The organism is Pseudomonas asplenii (assembly GCF_900105475.1).
GTDB lineage: Bacteria > Pseudomonadota > Gammaproteobacteria > Pseudomonadales > Pseudomonadaceae > Aquipseudomonas > Aquipseudomonas asplenii.
On the sequence record NZ_LT629777.1, the window covers coordinates 2,606,683 to 2,624,913 of the forward strand.

Here is an 18,231-nt window from a genome sequence, read left to right on the forward strand (position 1 = left end):
CTCACCGGGGGCATTAATAGCAATGTTCCACTATGACAATAGTCGGCGGTGGTTGTTCTGAACCGGGTGAAGTAGGACAATTGTCGGCTTCTCGACATCATCAGCGACCTTGAATGGCCTTCCTCGCACTCGGCATCAACCACAAGACGGCCTCCGTAGACGTGCGCGAGCGCGTGGCGTTCACTCCCGAGCAATTGGTGGAGGCGCTGCAGCAGCTCTGCCGTCTGACCGACAGCCGGGAAGCCGCAATCCTCTCCACCTGCAATCGCAGTGAACTGTATATAGAGCAGGATCACCTGGCGGCGGACACGGTACTGCGCTGGCTTGCCGATTATCATCACTTGAGTCTGGATGAACTGCGCGCCAGTGCCTATGTGCATGAAGATGATGCGGCCGTTCGTCACATGATGCGTGTGGCTTCCGGGCTGGATTCGCTGGTGCTGGGCGAACCGCAGATTCTCGGCCAGATGAAGTCGGCCTATGCCGTGGCGCGCGAAGCCGGCACCGTCGGGCCGTTGCTCGGCCGCCTGTTCCAGGCCACCTTCAGCGCCGCCAAGCAGGTGCGCACCGATACCGCGATTGGCGAGAACCCGGTCTCGGTGGCGTTTGCCGCCGTCAGCCTGGCGAAACAGATTTTCAGCGACCTGCAGCGTAGCAGCGCCTTGCTGATCGGTGCCGGCGAAACCATCACGCTGGTCGCCCGTCACCTGCACGAGCAGGGCGTGCAGCGTATCGTGGTTGCCAACCGGACCTTGGAGCGAGCCAAGATCCTCGCCGAGGAGTTCGGTGCCCACGCGGTGTTGCTGGCCGACATTCCCCAGGAGCTGGTACACAGCGACATCGTGATCAGCTCGACCGCCAGCCAACTGCCGATTCTCGGCAAGGGTGCGGTTGAAAGCGCCCTGAAGCTGCGCAAACACAAGCCGATCTTCATGGTCGATATCGCCGTTCCACGCGATATCGAACCGGAAGTCGGCGAGTTGGACGACGTTTACCTCTATAGCGTCGACGATCTTCACGAAGTGGTCGCCGAGAACCTCAAGAGTCGCCAGGGCGCCGCGCAAGCCGCCGAAGAGCTGGTGAGCAGTGGCGTTGCCGATTTCATGGCACGCCTGCGCGAGCTGGCCGCCGTGGATGTGTTGCGCGCCTACCGCCAGCAGAGCGAACGCCTGCGTGACGAAGAATTGCAAAAGGCCCAGCGTCTGCTGGCCAACGGCAACAGCGCCGAGGAGGTGCTGATGCAACTGGCCCGTGGCCTGACCAACAAATTGATGCATGCGCCCAGTGTGCAACTGAAGAAGTTGTCCGCCGAAGGCCGTCTCGATGCGCTGGCCATGGCGCAGGAACTCTTTGCCCTCGGTGAGGGCTCATCGGATAGCTTTTCGGATAAAAAACCGCAATGAAAGCGTCACTGCTGAAAAAACTGGACATCCTCCAGGACCGTTTCGAGGAACTGACCGCCTTGCTGGGCGATGGCGAAGTCATTTCCGACCAGGCCAAGTTCCGGGCCTACTCCAAGGAATACGCCGAGGTCGAACCGATCGTCGCCGCCTATCTACAGGTGTTGAAGGTTCAGTCGGACCTTGAAGGCGCCCAGGCGCTGCTCAAGGACAGCGACCCGGACATGCGCGAGATGGCGGTCGAGGAAGCCCGTGAAGCCAAGGAGCAACTGGTCGAGCTGGAGTCCACTCTGCAGCGCATGCTGTTGCCCAAGGATCCCAATGATGGGCGCAACGTGTTCCTCGAAATCCGTGCCGGGACCGGCGGCGACGAGGCGGCGATCTTCTCCGGCGACCTGTTCCGCATGTACTCGCGTTATGCCGAGAAACGTGGCTGGCGGGTGGAGATTCTCTCGGAAAGCGAGGGCGAGCATGGCGGTTATAAGGAAGTCATCGCCCGGGTCGAGGGCGAGAGCGTCTATGGCAAGCTGAAGTTCGAATCGGGCGCCCATCGCGTCCAGCGCGTACCGGCCACCGAATCCCAGGGCCGTATCCACACCTCGGCCTGCACCGTGGCCGTGTTGCCCGAGCCGGACGAACAGGAAGCCATCGAGATCAACCCGGCGGACCTGCGCATCGACACCTATCGTTCCTCGGGTGCGGGCGGGCAGCACGTGAACAAGACCGATTCGGCGATCCGCATTACCCACATTCCTTCCGGGATCGTGGTCGAGTGCCAGGAAGAGCGCTCCCAGCACAAGAATCGGGCGCGGGCCATGTCCTGGCTGTCGGCCAAGCTCAACGACCAGCAGACCAGCGCTGCGGCCAACGCGATTGCCAGTGAGCGCAAGCTGCTGGTGGGCTCGGGCGATCGTTCCGAGCGTATCCGTACCTACAACTTCCCGCAGGGCCGGGTCACCGACCATCGCGTCAACCTGACCCTGTACTCCCTTGACGAAATCATGGCAGGTGGTGTTGAAGCGGTGATCGAACCGCTGCTGGCCGAATACCAGGCCGATCAACTGGCGGCACTGGGGGATTGAATGACTATTATTGCCAGCCTGCTGCGCGCCGCTGAACTGCCTGACTCACCCTCCGCGCGTCTGGACGCCGAGTTGCTGCTGGCGGCAGCCCTGGGCAAATCCCGCAGTTACCTGCACACCTGGCCGGAAAAGATCGTCAGCAGCGAAGACGCGCTGACCTTCGCCGACTTCCTTCAGCGTCGTCGTGGTGGTGAGCCGGTGGCCTACATCCTCGGTCAGCAGGGCTTCTGGAAGCTCGACCTGGAAGTCGCCCCCCATACCCTGATTCCCCGGCCGGATACCGAACTGCTGGTGGAGGCCGCCCTCGAGCTGCTGCCGACCAGCCCGGTGAAGGTGCTCGATCTTGGCACCGGCACCGGTGCGATCGCCCTGGCCCTGGCCAACGAACATCCGGGCTGGCAGGTCACCGCAGTGGATCGCGTGCCCGAGGCAGTGGCTCTGGCCGAGCGCAATCGCCAGCGTCTGGGCCTGGACAATGCCACGGTGCTGCACAGCCACTGGTTCAGTGCCCTGCAAGGCCAGCGTTTTCAACTGATCATCAGTAACCCGCCGTATATCGCCGCAGCCGACCCGCATCTGGTTCAGGGCGATGTCCGCTTCGAACCGGCCAGTGCCCTGGTTGCCGGTGCCGACGGTCTCGATGACCTGCGCACGATCATCGCCCAGGCAGCTGCGCATCTGGACACCGGTGGCTGGTTGCTGCTCGAGCACGGCTACGACCAGGCCGAGGCGGTGCGCGAGCTGCTGGCGGCGCAAGGTTTCAGCGAAGTGCACAGCCGCACCGACCTGGGCGGCCATCAACGTATCAGCCTGGGGCGGCTATCGTGCTGAATGATCAGGAGCTGTTGCGCTATAGCCGGCAGATCCTGTTGCGGCAGGTCGATATCGACGGCCAGTTGCGTCTGAAACACAGTCGGGTGCTGATCGTCGGTCTTGGTGGTCTCGGGGCCCCGGTCGCCCTGTACCTGGCTGCTGCGGGTGTTGGTGAGTTGCACCTGGCGGATTTCGACAGTGTCGACCTGACCAACCTGCAGCGCCAGATCATCCACGAGACCGACAGCGTCGGCTCGACCAAGGTCGATTCGGCTCTGCGCCGGCTGACGGCGCTCAACCCCGAAGTGGGCCTGGTCGCTCACCGCCAGGCTCTCGATGCAGACAGCCTGGGCCTGGCCGTCGCAGGCGTCGACCTGGTGCTCGACTGTTCTGACAACTTTGCCACCCGCGAAGCCGTCAACGCCGCCAGCGTAGCCGCCGGCAAGCCATTGGTCAGCGGCGCGGCGATTCGTCTCGAGGGCCAACTGTCTGTGTTCGACCCGCGACGTGCCGAGAGCCCGTGCTATCACTGCCTGTACGGCCATGGCAGCGAAGCCGAACTGACGTGCAGCGAGGCTGGGGTGATCGGCCCGTTGGTAGGCCTGATCGGCAGCCTGCAGGCCCTGGAAGCGTTGAAATTGCTCGCCGGTTTTGGCGAACCGCTGGTGGGGCGTCTGTTGCTGGTCGATGCCCTGGGCACGAAATTCCGCGAGCTGCGGGTCAAGCGCGACCCGCAGTGCGCAGTTTGTGGCAACCGCCATGAGTGAGGCACCGATCGGGGTATTCGACTCCGGTGTTGGCGGCCTGTCGGTGCTCAATGAAATACATGCCTTGCTGCCCAACGAATCGCTGTTGTATGTCGCCGATTGCGGGCATATCCCCTATGGCGAAAAGAGCCCGGACTACATTCGCCAACGCTGTGAGGTGATTGCCGACTTCCTGCGCGGGCAGGGGGCCAAAGCGCTGGTGATTGCCTGCAATACCGCGACCGTTGCCGGTGTCGCCGACCTGCGTCAGCGTTATCCGGACTGGCCGCTGGTGGGCATGGAACCGGCGGTCAAACCGGCCGCTGCCGCCACCCGCAGCGGAGTGGTCGGGGTGTTGGCCACCACCGGCACGCTGCAGAGCGCCAAGTTCGCTGCCTTGCTCGACCGTTTTGCCAGCGATGTGAGGGTGGTCACCCAGCCGTGTCCGGGCCTGGTGGAGATGATCGAGGCGGGCGACTTGCACAGCGCGGCCCTGCGCCAATTATTGGAAGGCTATGTCGAACCCTTGCTGGCAGCCGGTTGCGACACGATCATCCTCGGCTGCACCCACTATCCGTTCCTCAAGCCGTTGCTGCAGCAGATGATTCCCGCTTCCATCAGCTTGATCGACACCGGTGCCGCCGTTGCGCGGCAGCTCCAGCGCCTGCTGGATGCCCGCGACCTGCTGTCTGGGGGAGCTGCGCGTGAGGCGCGGTTCTGGACCAGTGCCGAGCCCCGTCACCTTGAAAAAATCCTGCCCCTGTTATGGAGCAAGCCTGGCGGCGTGGACCGCTTCACGCGCTAGGCCGCTGCGCTCAGCCCTCGAAACGCCCGAGCAACGGCTGTGGCCGCGCCGCCGGTTTGGCCAGCAGCAGTTGCGCGGTGCCCAGCGCGCGCTCGAGAAAACCGCCTTCGCAGTAACACAGGTAGAACTCCCACAAACGCCGAAAATGCTCGTCGTAGCCCAATTCGCCGATGCGGGCATTGGCCCGTTGGAAGTTTTCGTGCCACAGGCGCAGGGTGCGCGCATAGTGCAGACCGAAGTCCTCCATGTGCAGCAGGTTCATGTCGGTGTGTTGGCCGACGACATCGAGCAGTTTCTGCACACTGGGCAATGCACCGCCCGGAAAGATATAGCGCTGGATGAAATCGACGCTATTCCTGGCCTGTTCATAGCGTTGCTCGCGGATGGTGATGGACTGCAGCAGCATCAGCCCATCGTCCTTGAGCAGGTGGGCACATTGCTGGAAGTAGCCGGGCAGGAAGCGATGGCCGACGGCTTCGATCATTTCGATGGAGACCAGCTTGTCGTACTGCCCGGTGAGATCCCGGTAGTCTTCGAGCAGCAGGGTCACCCGGTCCTGCAGACCCAGCGCCTCGACACGCTGGCGGGTATAGGCCAGTTGCTCACGTGACAGCGTGGTCGTGGTGACCTTGCAGCCGTAGTGCTGGGCGGCATGGATGGCCATGCTGCCCCAGCCGGTGCCGATCTCCAGCAGGTGGTCGTCCGGTTTCAGTGCGAGTTTCTGGCAGATCCGCTCCAGCTTGTTCAACTGGGCCTGTTCCAGGCTGTCTTCGGGGCTGAGGAACTGCGCCGCCGAGTACATCATGGTCGGGTCGAGAAACTGCTCGAACAGCTCGTTGCCCAGGTCATAATGAGCCGCGATGTTTTTGCGTGAGCCTTCGCGGGTATTGCGATTGAGCCAGTGCAAGGCCTGGACGAAGGGCCGGCCGAGGCGAGCCAGACCGCCTTCCATGGCATCGAGCACGTCCAGGTTGCTGACGAACACACGGACCACTGCGGTCAGGTCCGGGCTGGTCCAGTAACCGTGTATGAACGCCTCGCCGGCACCGATCGAACCGTTGCCGGCCACCAGGCCCCAAGTCGCCGGGTCCTGGATGTGAATTTCTCCCAGCAGGCCGGTGCCGGGTGTGCCGAACAGTTGCTGCTCGCCGTCTTCGACCAGCAGCAATTGACCGTGGCGCAGCGAACGCAGTTGACGCAGCACTCCCCGACGCAGCAGGCCGGTGCTCAGGTGGTTGGCGCTAAACAGAGTGCTCCTGTTCACCAGGCTAGAACTTTTCATGGTGCTGCTCCTTGTTATGCGCGGTAGCAATGCCGAAGGCGCCATCGGCAGCCTGGTGGGAGAAAATGGGCGTTCGTTTGAGCAGCAGGCGCAGGGCCTGCCAGTAGATCGACAGGCAGGTCTTGGCGCTCATCCAGGGGAAGTGCCAGAGGTAGCGGTGCAGGCTGGCGCGGCTCAGGGCCTGGCGTTGCAGGTCGAGCGTGGCATCGAAGAGTTTCAGTTCGCCCTGCCAGTCGGCCATGTGTACGCCGAGCCGTTCGCCGGGCTGGCTGAAGCTCATGCGGTATTGCAGGTCGCGGGGTAAAAACGGCGAAACATGGAACGACTTGGCGGCCGTGACATGCTGATGGCCCTCGCCGTTGGCAGCGAGCACATAGTGGTAGCGCTCGCCCCAGGGCGTATTGGTCACCTCACAGAGAATCGCCGCCAGGCGGTCGTCACTGTCGAAGCAATAGAAGAAGCTCACCGGGTTGAACGACAACCCCCAACTGCGTGCCTGGGTCAGCAGGCGCACGGCACCTTGCGGCGCCTCGCCGAGGGCCAGGGCGACCTGTTGGCGCACCGCATCGATCAGCGGCATGCCCTGGCGTGTCCAGGCGCGCAGGTAATCGGTCTCGCGCCAGGCAAAGGGCGCGAAGCGGCTGTGGCCGGCCAGTGGCGACAGGCCGAGGACGCTGTCCCGTTCATCGAGGTCCAGATACAGCAGGCCGATCCGGTAACGGAACGCATGACGCCGCGGCGCAAAGCGTCGATGACTGATCCAGCCGCTGTACAGGGCGCTGTTCACAATTGTTCCCCAAAGGCACCGGCTACCCGCAGGGCGCTGTTCACGCCATCTTCGTGGAAACCGTTGGCCCAGTAGGCCCCGCAGTAATAGGTATGCTGATTGCCATACAACTCCTCCCAACGTTGTTGTGCGGCGATGGCGGCCAGGTTGTATTGCGGGTGGGCGTAGGTGTAGCGGGCCAGAACCTTGCGCGGGTCGATCTCGGCGCTCTGGTTGAGGCTGACGCAGAAGGTGGTGTCACTGGCGATGCCCTGGAGGATGTTCATGTTGTAGGTCACCGCCGCCTGGCGCTGTCCGCCTAGGCGATAGTTCCAACTGGCCCAGGCCAGCTCTCGGTCCGGCAGCAGTCGGGTATCGGTGTGCAGCACCACTTCGTTGTCGGCGTAATGCAGGGCGCCGAGGATCTGTCGTTCGGCGTCGCTCGGTTCGGCCAGCAGCTTGAGCGCCTGGTCGCTGTGGCAGGCGAATATCACCTTGTCGAAGCGTTCGCTGCCGCTGGCGCTGTGGATCAGTACGCCCTGGTCGTCGCGTTCGACTCGGCTCACCGGGCAATTCAAGCGGATGTGCTGGCGAAAGCTGGCCGTCAGCGGCTCCACGTAGCGGCTCGAACCGCCTTCGATCACTCGCCATTGTGGACGGTCGCTGACCGACAGCAGGCCGTGGTTCTTGAAGAAGCGGACGAAGAATTGCAGGGGGAAACCGAGCATGTCCGTCAATGACATCGACCAGATCGCCGCGCCCATCGGCACAATGTAGTGCTGGATGAAGCGCTCGCCGTAGCGGCCATCGCGCAGGTAGGCGCCGAGGGTGGTGTCGGCGGCGATGCGCTGCTGCTCGAGGTCGTCGATGGCCTGGCGGTTGAAACGCAGGATATCGCGCAACATGCCCCAAAAAGCCGGCGACAGCAGGTTGCTGCGCTGGGCGAACAGGCTGTTGAGTGTGTTGCCGTTGTATTCCAGTCGGGTGGCCGGATCATGCACCGAAAAACTCATCTCGGTGGGTTTGTGGCTGACCCCGAGCTGGCCAAGCAGACGAATGAAGTTCGGGTAGGTCCAGTCGTTGAAAACGATGAACCCGGTGTCGATCGCATGGCTCTGGCCATTGACCGTGACGTCGACGGTGTGGGTATGACCGCCGATCCAGTCGGCCGCTTCGAAGAGTGTGATCGAGTGCTGGCGGTTGAGCAGGTAGGCGCAGGTCAGTCCGGAGATGCCGCTGCCGATCAGGGCGACTTTCATGAGCGCTCCTCGTTCTGCTGGCCATTACGCGCCATGCGCTTGCCGATCGCCAGTTGCAGGCGCCGGGGCAGCCAAGACAACGGCCAGAGCCCGGCCATGAACAGCGCCGGAAAGGCGATTTCCAGTGGTCGTTTTGGCAGCCGTTCACAGATATGTTCGGCGGCCTTTTCGGCCGGCCAGCTCAGCGGCATGGGAAAGTCGTTTTTGCGGGTCAGCGGCGTATCGACGAAACCGGGGCTGACGACAGTGACGGCGATATCCTCGTGGGCCAGGTCGATACGCAGCGATTCGAACAGATAGCGCATGCCGGCTTTCGAGGCGCCGTAGGCTTCGGCGCGCGGCAAGGGCAGGAAGGTCACGGCGCTGGCGATGCCCACCAGATGCGGTCGGATTCCGGCTCGCAGCAGCGGCAGGGCGGTCTCGATGCAGTAGCTGCTGGCAAGCAGGTTGGTGCGCACCACCCGTTCGACGACGGCGGCGTCGAACTCTCGGGCATCGACGTATTCGCAGGTACCGGCATTGAGAATCACGCTGTCGAGCGCGCCCCAGGCCTGGCGGATACGTTCACCGATCTCGCGTACCTGTTGGCTGTCGGTCAGGTCACCCGGGACCGCCAGGACCTGGCCCGGATAACGTTCGGCGAGGGCTTCGAGGGCTTCGCTGTTACGCGCACTGACGGCCAGTTGGGCGCCGCCCTTGAGCAGCACTTCGGCCATGGCCGCACCGATACCACTGCTGGCACCGGTCAGCCAGATCCTGCGGGGGGATTTCGTACTCATGCCATTCTCCTTTTCAGCCATGCAGTGGCCCAGCCCAGTACCGGCAGGTGGTCGTAGAGCAGGGCTCCGGCATCGAAATAGTCGCGATGGCGGTAGACCTTGTTGAGCCAGAGCAGATGCGAACAGCCCTCGACATGAATCGGCTGACCCTTGGCGAGGCGGGGGTGGCGATAGCTCATGGTCCAGCGCAGGTAGCCTTCGCCTTCGCGAACCTGGTCGAAACCGTGGAAGTCGAACCCCAGCTCACTGACATTGCTGTAAAGGTCGGCGAAATAATTGCGCAACGCCGGCAGGCCGTGGACCTGGTGCAGCGGGTCGGTGAACTGCACGTCCTCGCTGTAGAGTTCGTCGAGCAGCGCCAGGTTGTTCTTGTCCAGCTCGCAAAAGCGCCGGGCGAAGTCACACAGGAATTCACTCATGCGGGCCTCCGGGGCCGAGGCGTGGCGCCAGGCTCTTGAAGGCGGCCAGGGCACGTTCGCGGCTACTGGCCAGATCGACGATCGGCTGGGGGTAGTCGGCAACGCCGAACAGGCCGCCAAGCGCTGCGGGGTTATGCACGTCCTTCTTGTTCAACGCCGCCAGCTCCGGCAACCAGTGCTTGATGAACAGGCCTTCGCTGTCGAATTTTTCCGACTGACTGATCGGGTTGAAGATACGGAAGTAGGGCGCCGAATCGGTGCCGGTGGAGGAACTCCATTGCCAGCCGCCGTTGTTGGCCGCTAGGTCGCCGTCCATCAGGTGGCGCATGAAGAAGCGCTCGCCTTCGCGCCAGTCGATCAACAGGTTCTTGGTCAGGAACATCGCCACCACCATGCGCAGGCGGTTATGCATCCAGCCGGTGGCGAGCAGTTGGCGCATTGCCGCATCGATGATCGGCAGGCCGGTGCGGCCTTGCTGCCAGGCTTCCAGATCGCGCGGGGCGTTGCGCCAGGCGACGGCTTCGGTCTCCGGGCGGAACGCGCGATGCCGCGAAACCCGTGGGTAGCCCACCAGGATATGTTTGTAGAACTCGCGCCAGAGCAACTCGTTGATCCAGGTGACGGCGCCGACGTTGCCGCTGTCGAACTCGCCCTGGTTGCTTTGCAGTGCCGCATGCAGGCATTGGCGCGGCGACACCACACCTGCGGCGAGGTAGGTGGAAAGCTGGCTGGTACCTGGCTTGGCCGGGAAGTCCCGTTCGCTCTGGTAGTAGTCGATCTGCTGGTCGGCAAAGCTTTCCAGGCGTCGCCGGGCTTCTTTTTCACCGGCAGGCCAGCGGTCTCGCAGGGACTGGGTGGGGCTGGCAAAGCCGTCGACCGCGCTGGGAATCGGGTCGCTGCTCAGCGGTAGCGGCGCTTGAATGGCAGGCGCCGCGACCAAGGCTGGCAAGGCTCCGTGCAGGCGGCTGTAGCAGACCTTGCGGAACTGACTGAAGACCTGGAAGTAGCCGCCGGTGCGGGTCAGCACGCTGCCGGGACGGAAGAACAACTGATCGAGGTGGCTGTGGAAATCGACCCCGTGGCTTTCGAGGGCCTTGGCCACGGCCTGGTCGCGACGGGTTTCGTGCACGCCGTATTCTTCGTTGACGTGCACGGCGTCGATGGCGAGGGTCTGGCACAGGTCGAGCAGCACGGCAGGGGCCTGATCCCAGGTGTCCGCCTGGCGAATCAATAGCGGGATGTTCAGTTCGGCCAGTGTCTGGCTCAGCTCGCGCAGGTTGCGCAGCCAGAAGTCGATCTTGCACGGTGCATCGTCGTGGGCCAGCCACTGCCCGGGAGTAAGCAGGAACATCGCCACTGTCGGTCCACTGCGGGCGGCGGCGCTGAGTGCGGTGTTGTCATGCAGGCGCAAGTCGGTGCGCAGCCAGAACAATTGCATAGTCATTCCTTGGGGCCAGGGCGCGTCAGAGCAGGCCAAGCCGGGTCAGGCTCTGGCAGGCCGACAACGGATCCTGGACGAGGCTCAGTCCGGGGAACTCGTCGGTACAGGCCTGCAGCTCGGCTGCATGAATGCACACCGAAGCGCCGGCGATCAGTACGGGGTGTTCGATGCCGCTCAGTAGCTTGGGCAGGGCCGTCAGGTTCAGGGTCTTGCTGGAGTAGAGGAGCAGTGCGCGCGCCTTGAGGTGTTCGAGGGCCAGGGCCAGTTCGCCGGGCGGCAGCGGCCAGTCGAAGACTTCCACCGGACAATCGGCGCTGCTGGCCAGCCAGGCGGTCAGCCACAGGTGCGGTTCGAGCGGCAGGTCTGACTGATTGACCAGCAACAGAGGCGCGCCCTTGAGTTGGCGGTTGTTGTGATAGATCCGCGCGCCCAGCTTGCTGCGCAGCCAGGAATAGAAGAACGTCCGCTCCATCTGTCCGCCGAACTGACCTTGCCAGCGTTGCTCAAGTTCGGCCAGCAGGGGGATGAGCAACTGCTCGCAGACGGTACGCGGTGGGTACAGCGACATCGCCTGGTTGAAGCGGTCGTCGACCTGGCGCTCGTCCAGGCGGCCAATGGCCTGGACCAGGTCATGGTGCAAGCGATGCCAGTCGTTTTCCGGCGCTTCGGCAGGGGGCTGAGGGGCGTCGAGCAACTGTTTGACCTGCCGTACCGCCACCCCGCGATTCAACCAGGTCAGGATCGCCTGGATACGCTGCACATGCTCGGCGGAGAAGAGCCGGTGGCCCTTGGCCGTGCGATGCGGCACGATCAGGCCATAACGGCGCTCCCATGCGCGCAAGGTGACCGCATTGACCCCGGTCTGTCGGGCCACTTCGCGAATCGGCAACCAGCCGGCGGCCAGCGCATTGACATAATCGGGATGGGATTCATCGTCTTCGGGGAGCGGTTTGGGCATGATCAGATCGAGTTTCGCAGGCTGAGGTTTTCCGGATGGGGTTGCAGGTAGACCTGCAGTCCCACGTAGGGATCGGGGTATTGGCGAAAGTGGTGCTTGAGCAGAGTCAGCGGTACCACCAGCGGAACGATGCCTTGACGGTACTGGCCGATCAACTGCTGCATTTCCTCTTTGTCTTCGCTGCTGATGGATTGCTTCAGGTAGCCGCTGAGGTGCTGCAGGACATTTGTGTGGGTGCGACGGGTGGCACATTTTTTCAGGGCGCTCATCAGCTCGCTGAAATAGCGCGGGCCGATCTCGTGTGCATCCGCCTTGCCCATGCTGCCCAGCAGATGGCCCAGCACCTTGTATTGCACCGGGTTGTGGGCCATCAGCAGATATTTGTAGCGCGAGTGGAAGTCGGTGAGAGTGCGGCGGGTAAGGCCGTTGGCAAGCAATTGCTGCCAGTCGGCGTAAGCCAACACCCGGGTCAGGAAGTTTTCACGCAGTACCGGGTCATTCAGGCGCCCCTCTTCCTCAACCGGCAGATCAGGTTGCAAAGAGCAGAAGGCGGCGGCGAACAGGCCACGTCCGGCATGTTCGGCGGGGCGTCCACGGTCCTGATAGACCTTGACCCGTTCCAGTCCGCAGGAGGGTGATTTCTGCATGAAGATGTAGCCGCAGATATCCGTCAGTTCGCCCGCCATGCGCGTGCCGTAGTCGGCCAGCGCCTGGCTGACGTCATGCTCCGCATGCACGGTGCCCACCGCCCTGGGCTGCTGTGGATCCCCCACCAGGCGGATCGGTTCGCGAGGTGTGCCCAGGCCGATCGCTACTTCCGGGCAGATCGGTATAAAGTCGAAATGCTCGCTGAGGCTGTGTCGGCACAATTGCGATTGCTTGTGTCCGCCGTTGTAGCGCACTTCAGCGCCCATCAGGCAGGCACTGATGGCAATCTTTGGTTTGAGGACGGGGTCGCTGGGCATGGGCATGGAGGAACCTCGACGATTTACTTGTACAAGCGTTTTTTCTTGTACAACTGAGTGTCATCATAGGTTCTATCTTGTACAAGTCAATTTCTTTGTACAGGGTTGCTCGGCTCGGCTATCGCCAGCCCATGCGCCATCGTTCGGCGTTCTGCAGGTTTTGCCAGGGGATGCGTTGGTTGCGTCGCGTCAGCACTGCTTGCAGTTCCAGCTCCAGCACCAGTGTGCCGGTTTCATCATGGAACAGCTCGGTGACCAGGAAGTGTTTTTCACGGTTTTCCGGTTGGGCTGCTGTCCATTTCGACAGCAGCAGCTTATGGGGGTTGATGCGGTTCACTCAAGGTGCTCCAGCAAGCGACGGGACGCCTCTTGGCCGCTGAGCCAGGCCCCTTCGACCCGGCCGGACAGGCACCAGTCGCCACAGACGTACAAGCCCAGGTCGGCGTCGGCCAGGGCGCCCCATTCGCGGGCTCCGGCCGGCCGCGCATAGAGCCAGCGGTGGGCGAGGGTGAAGGTGGGCGCGGGCATGGTGATGTGCAGCAGTTCGGCGAAGGCGCCGTGCAGATGCTCGATCACCGCCTCCTTGGGCAGGTCCAGATGCTGCTTGCTCCAACTGCTGGTGGCGTGCAGGACCCAGGTGTCGAGATGATTGTCGCGCCCCGGTTTGCTGCGGTTGCGGGCTAGCCAGTCGAGGGGGCTGTCTTGCACGAAGCAGCCTTCCATTGGCGTTTGCAGTGCGGTCTCGAATGCCAGGGCGACCGCCCAGGTCGGTTCCATCTGCACGCCGGCAGCAGCCCCCGCGAGTTTCGGCGCGGCGGCGAGCAGGGCGGTGGCCTGGGGGGCTGGCGTGGCGATGACGACATGGCTGAACGGGCCGTATGTGACGCCTTCGGAATCCTGCAGGTGCCAGTGCTGTTCGCCGCGGAAGACTTCGGTGATACGGCAACTGAAGTGGCTGGACAGTTCGCCCAGCAGGCCGCGGGTAATCGCACTCATGCGCGGTGTGCCGACCCAGCGTGTCTGCTCGTCCGGCGAGAGATTGAGCTGGCCGTTCTGCCAGGTGTAGAGCTTGGGATCCCACTCGGCGACCCAGCCCTGGGCCTGCCAGCGCTGCACTTCGTTGACGAAGCGGCGGTCGCGGGCGGTGAAGTATTGAGCGCCCATGTCCAGCGAGCCGGCGTCGCTGCGCTTGCTCGACATCCGTCCGCCGCTGCCGCGGCTCTTGTCGAACAATTCGATGGCATGCCCCGCAGCTTGCAACGCGCGGGCGGCTGAGAGTCCGGCGATACCGGCACCAATTATTGCGATAGGTACAGTCATTGGGACCTCGTTACCTGTTTGCACAGACTACGCCGTCGGCAAAACCTGTACAATATTATTTTTAGGTATAAGTTACGACCTGCCTGTCATGCCAAGCTGTCCTATGGTTAAAACAGTCGAGAAGAAAACATTCCTGCTTATAAAAGTAGACTAACGCACTTGGCAAAATGTTACACGAGGACGCTTTCATGCACATATTGCTGACAGGCGGTACTGGTTTGATCGGGCGTCGCTTGTGCGCACACTGGTTGGCGCAGGGCCATCGCCTGACGGTCTGGAGTCGCCGGCCCGAGGATGTCGCCCGGCTGTGTGGGGATCAGGTACGGGGTGTGCGAGATCTGGAAGATCTTGCTGGCGAGCCGCTGGATGCGGTGGTCAATCTGGCCGGCGCACCGATTGCCGAACGGCCCTGGACCCACCGGCGCAAGGCGCTGCTCTGGAGCAGTCGCATCCAGCTGACGGAAACCCTGCTGAGTTGGCTCGAAGGCCTTGAGCAACGTCCGGCGGTGTTGATTTCCGGGTCGGCGGTGGGGTGGTATGGCGACGGTGGGGAGCGTGAACTGAGCGAGGATTCGCCCCCGGTCAGCGAGGATTTCGCCAGCCGGTTGTGTATCGCCTGGGAGGAAACCGCGCAGCGTGCGCAGGCGCTGGGCATGCGTGTGGTGTTATTGCGCACGGGGCTGGTGCTGGCGGCCGAAGGCGGCTTTTTGTCGCGGCTGTTGCTGCCGTTCAAACTGTGCCTGGGCGGCCCGATTGGCAATGGCCGGCAGTGGATGCCCTGGATTCACCTGCAGGATCAAATCGCCCTGATTGATTTTCTTCTTAACCGCAGTGACGCCAGCGGTCCTTATAATGCCTGCGCGCCCAAGCCGGTGCGCAATCGTGCCTTCGCCAAGGCGTTGGGCCGGGTGCTGCGGCGTCCGGCGCTGATCCCGCTGCCGGCCCTGATCCTGCGGGTTGGCCTTGGCGAGTTGTCGCAATTATTGCTCGGTGGTCAGCGTGCGGTGCCCAAGCGCTTGCTGGATGCCGGCTTCGTATTTCAGTTTACCGATCTGCCCGCGGCCCTCGACGATTTGTCGGGTCGCCTCTGACATAGGACATTGCATGACCGATCACGCGCTGCTACTGGTCAACCTGGGTTCGCCGGCTTCTACTTCGGTGGCCGATGTGCGCAGCTATCTCAATCAGTTCCTCATGGATCCGTATGTGATCGACCTGCCCTGGCCGGTTCGTCGTCTGTTGGTGTCGCTGATCCTGATCAAGCGACCCGAGCAGTCGGCCCATGCCTATGCCTCGATCTGGTGGGAGGAGGGTTCGCCTTTGGTGGTGCTGAGTCGGCGCCTGCAGCAGCAGATGACGGCCCAGTGGACCCAGGGGCCTGTGGAACTGGCGATGCGTTATGGCGAGCCGTCGCTTGAGTCGGTGCTGACCCGGCTGTCGGCGCAGGGCATTCGCAAGGTGACATTGGCGCCGTTGTATCCGCAGTTTGCCGACAGCACGGTGACCACGGTGATCGAAGAGGCGCGGCGGGTGGTCAAGGAGCGGCGGCTGAATGTGCAGTTCTCCCTCCTGCAACCGTTCTACGATCAGCCGGAATATATCGAGGCGCTTGTCGCCAGTGCCAAGCCGCACCTGGAGCAGGGTTTCGATCATTTGCTGTTGAGTTTCCACGGCTTGCCGGAGCGTCACTTGACCAAGCTCGATCCTACCGGCAGCCACTGCCTCAAGGATGCAGACTGCTGTCGAAATGCTTCACCCGCCGTGCTTGCTACCTGCTATCGCGCCCAATGCCTGCGTACCGCAGCGGCGTTTGCCGAGCACATGGGCCTGGCGGATGGGCAGTGGTCGGTATCGTTCCAGTCCCGGCTGGGGCGGGCGAAGTGGATTGAGCCCTATACCGAGGCGCGCCTGGATGAGTTGGCCAAGGCCGGCGTGAAGAAACTGCTGGTGATGTGCCCGGCGTTTGTCGCCGACTGCATCGAGACGCTCGAAGAAATTGGTGATCGCGGGCGCGAGCAGTTCATCGAGGCCGGGGGCGAGGAGTTGGTGCTGGTGCCCTGCCTGAATGATGAGCCGCAGTGGGCGGTGGCGCTGAACACGCTCTGTGAGCGAGCGCCGTTGGTTTCATAGGCTTGTGTGGTGAGCGGGCTTGCCCGCTCGCCACAAGGGTTGGCCTTGTGGCGAGCGGCAGTGATTACACCAGCGGTTCGTCGGTCTTCTTCTTCCAGCCATCGTTACCCGGCAGGATCAGGTTCAGCGCAATCGCGACCACCGCACACAGGGCTATGCCCTTGAGGCCGAAATCGTCGGGGCCGGTGCCACTGCCCACCAGTACGCCGCCGATGCCAAACACCAGCGTCACCGAGACGATCACCAGATTGCGCGCTTCGCCCAGGTCGATCTTGTGGCGAATCAGGGTGTTCATGCCCACCGCCGCGATAGAGCCGAACAGCAGGCACAGAATCCCGCCCATCACCGGCACCGGAATGCTCTGCAGCAGCGCACCGAACTTGCCGATGAACGCCAGGCTGATGGCGAAGATCGCCGCCCAGGTCATGATTTTCGGGTTGTAGTTCTTGGTCAGCATCACCGCGCCGGTGACTTCGGCATAGGTGGTGTTGGGCGGGCCACCGAACAGGCCGGCCGCCGTGGTGGCGATGCCGTCACCGAGCAGGGTGCGATGCAGGCCGGGCTTCTTCAGGTAGTCGCGACCGGTCACGCTACCGACCGCGATCACCCCACCGATATGCTCGATGGCCGGCGCCAGCGCCACCGGCACGATGAACAGGATCGCCTGCCAGTTGAACTCCGGAGCGGTAAAGTGCGGCAGTGCCAGCCAAGGCGCCGCAGCGATCTTCGCGGTGTCGACCACGCCGAAGTAGAACGACATGGCAAAGCCCACCAGTACCCCGGAAATGATTGGTACCAGACGGAAAATCCCCTTGCCGAACACCGCGACAATCAGGGTGGTCAGCAGGGCCGGCATGGAAATCAGCATCGCCGTGCGGTAGGGGATCAGTTCGCTGCCGTCGCCGGCCTTGCCCATCGCCATGTTCGCGGCAATCGGCGCCATCGCCAGGCCAATGGAGATGACCACCGGGCCAATCACCACGGGCGGCAGCAGGCGGTCGATGAAACCGGTGCCCTTGATCTTCACGGCCAGGCCGAGGAAGGTGTAGACGAAGCCTGCCGCCATCACCCCCCCCATGGTCGCGGCGAGGCCGAACTGGCCCTTGGCGAGAATGATCGGGGTGATGAAGGCAAAGCTCGATGCCAGGAACACCGGTACCTGGCGGCCGGTGACCAATTGGAACAGCAGAGTCCCAAGGCCCGCCGTGAACAGCGCGACATTCGGGTCCAGCCCGGTAATCAGCGGCATCAGCACCAGCGCGCCGAAGGCTACGAAGAGCATCTGTGCGCCCGACAGCACCGTGCGCCAGAGCGGGTCGTTGAACTCATCCTGCATGTTCAGGCGTCCTTCTGCTTGGTGCCGAAGATCTTGTCGCCCGCATCGCCGAGGCCCGGAATGATGTAGCCGTGCTCATTCAGTTTTTCGTCGATGGAGGCGGTGTAGAGGGTGACGTCCGGGTGGGCTTTTTCGACCACGGCGATACCTTCCGGCGCAGCGACCAGCACCATGGCGCAGATATCCTTGCAACCGGCTTTCTTCAGCAGGTCGATGGTGGCGACCATTGAACCACCGGTGGCGAGCATCGGATCGATGATCATCGCCAGGCGCTCGTCGATTTCCGGCACCAGTTTTTCCAGGTAGGTATGGGCTTCGAGGGTTTCCTCGTTGCGGGCCACGCCCACGGCGCTGACCTTGGCACCTGGAATCAGGCTGAGTACGCCTTCGAGCATGCCGATGCCGGCCCGCAGGATCGGAACAACGGTAATTTTCTTACCGGCGATCTTCTCGACTTGGACGGTGCCGCACCAGCCTTCGATGTCATAGGTTTCGAGGGGCAGATCCTTGGTTGCTTCGTAGGTCAGCAACGCTCCGACTTCCTGGGCAAGCTCACGGAAGTTCTTCGTGCTAATGTCTGCGCGGCGCATGAGACCGAGCTTGTGACGGATCAGCGGATGGCGGATCTCACGGATGGGCATAGGGAAAGGCTCCGACGGCGGGCAAAAAAACCGGTCTAGATTAATCTATCCGGGGTTTATGTCCTATAGACCCGTAGTACGTTAGTCCA

The 18,231-nt window shown here is 62.9% G+C and carries 19 protein-coding genes; 7 read left to right on the forward strand and 12 right to left on the reverse strand.

Going from position 1 to position 18,231, the window contains the following annotated elements:
- Nucleotides 1-113 precede the first annotated feature (113 nt).
- From hemA to murI, 5 genes are read left to right on the forward strand one after another with little or no spacing between them, the layout of a single operon-like run.
- Nucleotides 114-1,403, forward strand: coding sequence for a glutamyl-tRNA reductase (gene hemA / locus BLU37_RS11870; RefSeq protein ID WP_010445330.1), 1,290 nt, complete (start codon nt 114-116; stop codon nt 1,401-1,403).
- Entirely contained in the window at nt 1,400-2,482 is a 1,083-nt protein-coding gene (gene prfA / locus BLU37_RS11875; protein WP_090205028.1) for a peptide chain release factor 1, read from the forward strand. Before hemA ends, prfA begins: the two co-directional genes overlap by 4 nt.
- On the forward strand, nt 2,483-3,313 hold the full coding sequence (gene prmC / locus BLU37_RS11880) for a peptide chain release factor N(5)-glutamine methyltransferase (protein ID WP_090205030.1): 831 nt from the start codon (nt 2,483-2,485) through the stop codon (nt 3,311-3,313).
- Nucleotides 3,307-4,062 carry a molybdopterin-synthase adenylyltransferase MoeB gene (locus BLU37_RS11885; RefSeq protein WP_090205034.1) on the forward strand — a complete coding sequence of 252 codons (756 nt, stop codon included), beginning with the start codon at nt 3,307-3,309 and terminating at the stop codon, nt 4,060-4,062. The genes prmC and BLU37_RS11885 overlap by 7 nt, the downstream gene beginning before the upstream one ends.
- Complete coding sequence (gene murI / locus BLU37_RS11890; RefSeq protein ID WP_090205038.1) at nt 4,055-4,846, forward strand: glutamate racemase; 792 nt, start codon at nt 4,055-4,057, stop codon at nt 4,844-4,846. The genes BLU37_RS11885 and murI overlap by 8 nt, the downstream gene beginning before the upstream one ends.
- A gap of 10 nt (nt 4,847-4,856) precedes the next feature.
- Here the strand turns inward: murI and BLU37_RS11895 are convergent, their stop codons facing one another.
- From BLU37_RS11895 to BLU37_RS11940, 10 genes are all read right to left on the reverse strand, one after another.
- Nucleotides 4,857-6,128 carry an SAM-dependent methyltransferase gene (locus BLU37_RS11895; RefSeq protein WP_090205041.1) on the reverse strand — a complete coding sequence of 424 codons (1,272 nt, stop codon included), beginning with the start codon at nt 6,126-6,128 and terminating at the stop codon, nt 4,857-4,859.
- The gene (locus tag BLU37_RS11900) at nt 6,115-6,915 is read right to left on the reverse strand and encodes a DUF1365 domain-containing protein (RefSeq protein ID WP_090205044.1); all 801 of its coding nucleotides are present in this window, start codon (nt 6,913-6,915) and stop codon (nt 6,115-6,117) included. The genes BLU37_RS11895 and BLU37_RS11900 overlap by 14 nt, the downstream gene beginning before the upstream one ends.
- Entirely contained in the window at nt 6,912-8,153 is a 1,242-nt protein-coding gene (locus tag BLU37_RS11905; protein ID WP_090205047.1) for an NAD(P)/FAD-dependent oxidoreductase, read from the reverse strand. Before BLU37_RS11905 ends, BLU37_RS11900 begins: the two co-directional genes overlap by 4 nt.
- Nucleotides 8,150-8,932 carry an SDR family NAD(P)-dependent oxidoreductase gene (locus BLU37_RS11910; RefSeq protein WP_090205049.1) on the reverse strand — a complete coding sequence of 261 codons (783 nt, stop codon included), beginning with the start codon at nt 8,930-8,932 and terminating at the stop codon, nt 8,150-8,152. The genes BLU37_RS11905 and BLU37_RS11910 overlap by 4 nt, the downstream gene beginning before the upstream one ends.
- Nucleotides 8,929-9,351, reverse strand: coding sequence for a nuclear transport factor 2 family protein (locus BLU37_RS11915; protein WP_090205051.1), 423 nt, complete (start codon nt 9,349-9,351; stop codon nt 8,929-8,931). The genes BLU37_RS11910 and BLU37_RS11915 overlap by 4 nt, the downstream gene beginning before the upstream one ends.
- Nucleotides 9,344-10,789, reverse strand: coding sequence for a deoxyribodipyrimidine photo-lyase (phrB, locus tag BLU37_RS11920; RefSeq protein ID WP_090205054.1), 1,446 nt, complete (start codon nt 10,787-10,789; stop codon nt 9,344-9,346). The genes BLU37_RS11915 and phrB overlap by 8 nt, the downstream gene beginning before the upstream one ends.
- A gap of 25 nt (nt 10,790-10,814) precedes the next feature.
- Entirely contained in the window at nt 10,815-11,750 is a 936-nt protein-coding gene (locus tag BLU37_RS11925) for a MerR family transcriptional regulator (protein ID WP_090205057.1), read from the reverse strand.
- Between the two features lie 2 nt (nt 11,751-11,752).
- Nucleotides 11,753-12,715, reverse strand: coding sequence for a YbgA family protein (locus BLU37_RS11930; protein ID WP_172833099.1), 963 nt, complete (start codon nt 12,713-12,715; stop codon nt 11,753-11,755).
- 118 nt (nt 12,716-12,833) lie between these two features.
- Complete coding sequence (locus BLU37_RS11935; RefSeq protein WP_090205062.1) at nt 12,834-13,052, reverse strand: TIGR02450 family Trp-rich protein; 219 nt, start codon at nt 13,050-13,052, stop codon at nt 12,834-12,836.
- Nucleotides 13,049-14,035 (reverse strand): NAD(P)/FAD-dependent oxidoreductase, encoded by a 987-nt coding sequence (locus BLU37_RS11940; RefSeq protein ID WP_090205065.1) that lies wholly within the window; start codon nt 14,033-14,035, stop codon nt 13,049-13,051. Before BLU37_RS11940 ends, BLU37_RS11935 begins: the two co-directional genes overlap by 4 nt.
- Nucleotides 14,036-14,223: 188 nt before the next feature.
- Between BLU37_RS11940 and BLU37_RS11945 the strand changes: the two genes are divergently transcribed.
- Both BLU37_RS11945 and hemH read left to right on the forward strand, forming a co-directional pair.
- On the forward strand, nt 14,224-15,126 hold the full coding sequence (locus BLU37_RS11945) for a TIGR01777 family oxidoreductase (protein ID WP_010445312.1): 903 nt from the start codon (nt 14,224-14,226) through the stop codon (nt 15,124-15,126).
- Nucleotides 15,127-15,139: 13 nt separating this feature from the next.
- Nucleotides 15,140-16,165, forward strand: coding sequence for a ferrochelatase (hemH, locus tag BLU37_RS11950; protein ID WP_090205068.1), 1,026 nt, complete (start codon nt 15,140-15,142; stop codon nt 16,163-16,165).
- A gap of 64 nt (nt 16,166-16,229) precedes the next feature.
- On the opposite strand, the gene BLU37_RS11955 is transcribed toward hemH, so the two are convergent.
- Entirely contained in the window at nt 16,230-17,501 is a 1,272-nt protein-coding gene (locus tag BLU37_RS11955; protein ID WP_019361979.1) for a uracil-xanthine permease family protein, read from the reverse strand.
- A gap of 2 nt (nt 17,502-17,503) precedes the next feature.
- Nucleotides 17,504-18,142: a uracil phosphoribosyltransferase gene (gene upp / locus BLU37_RS11960; RefSeq protein ID WP_010445308.1), complete on the reverse strand. Its 639-nt coding sequence runs from the start codon at nt 18,140-18,142 to the stop codon at nt 17,504-17,506.
- Between the last annotated feature and the right edge of the window lie 89 nt (nt 18,143-18,231).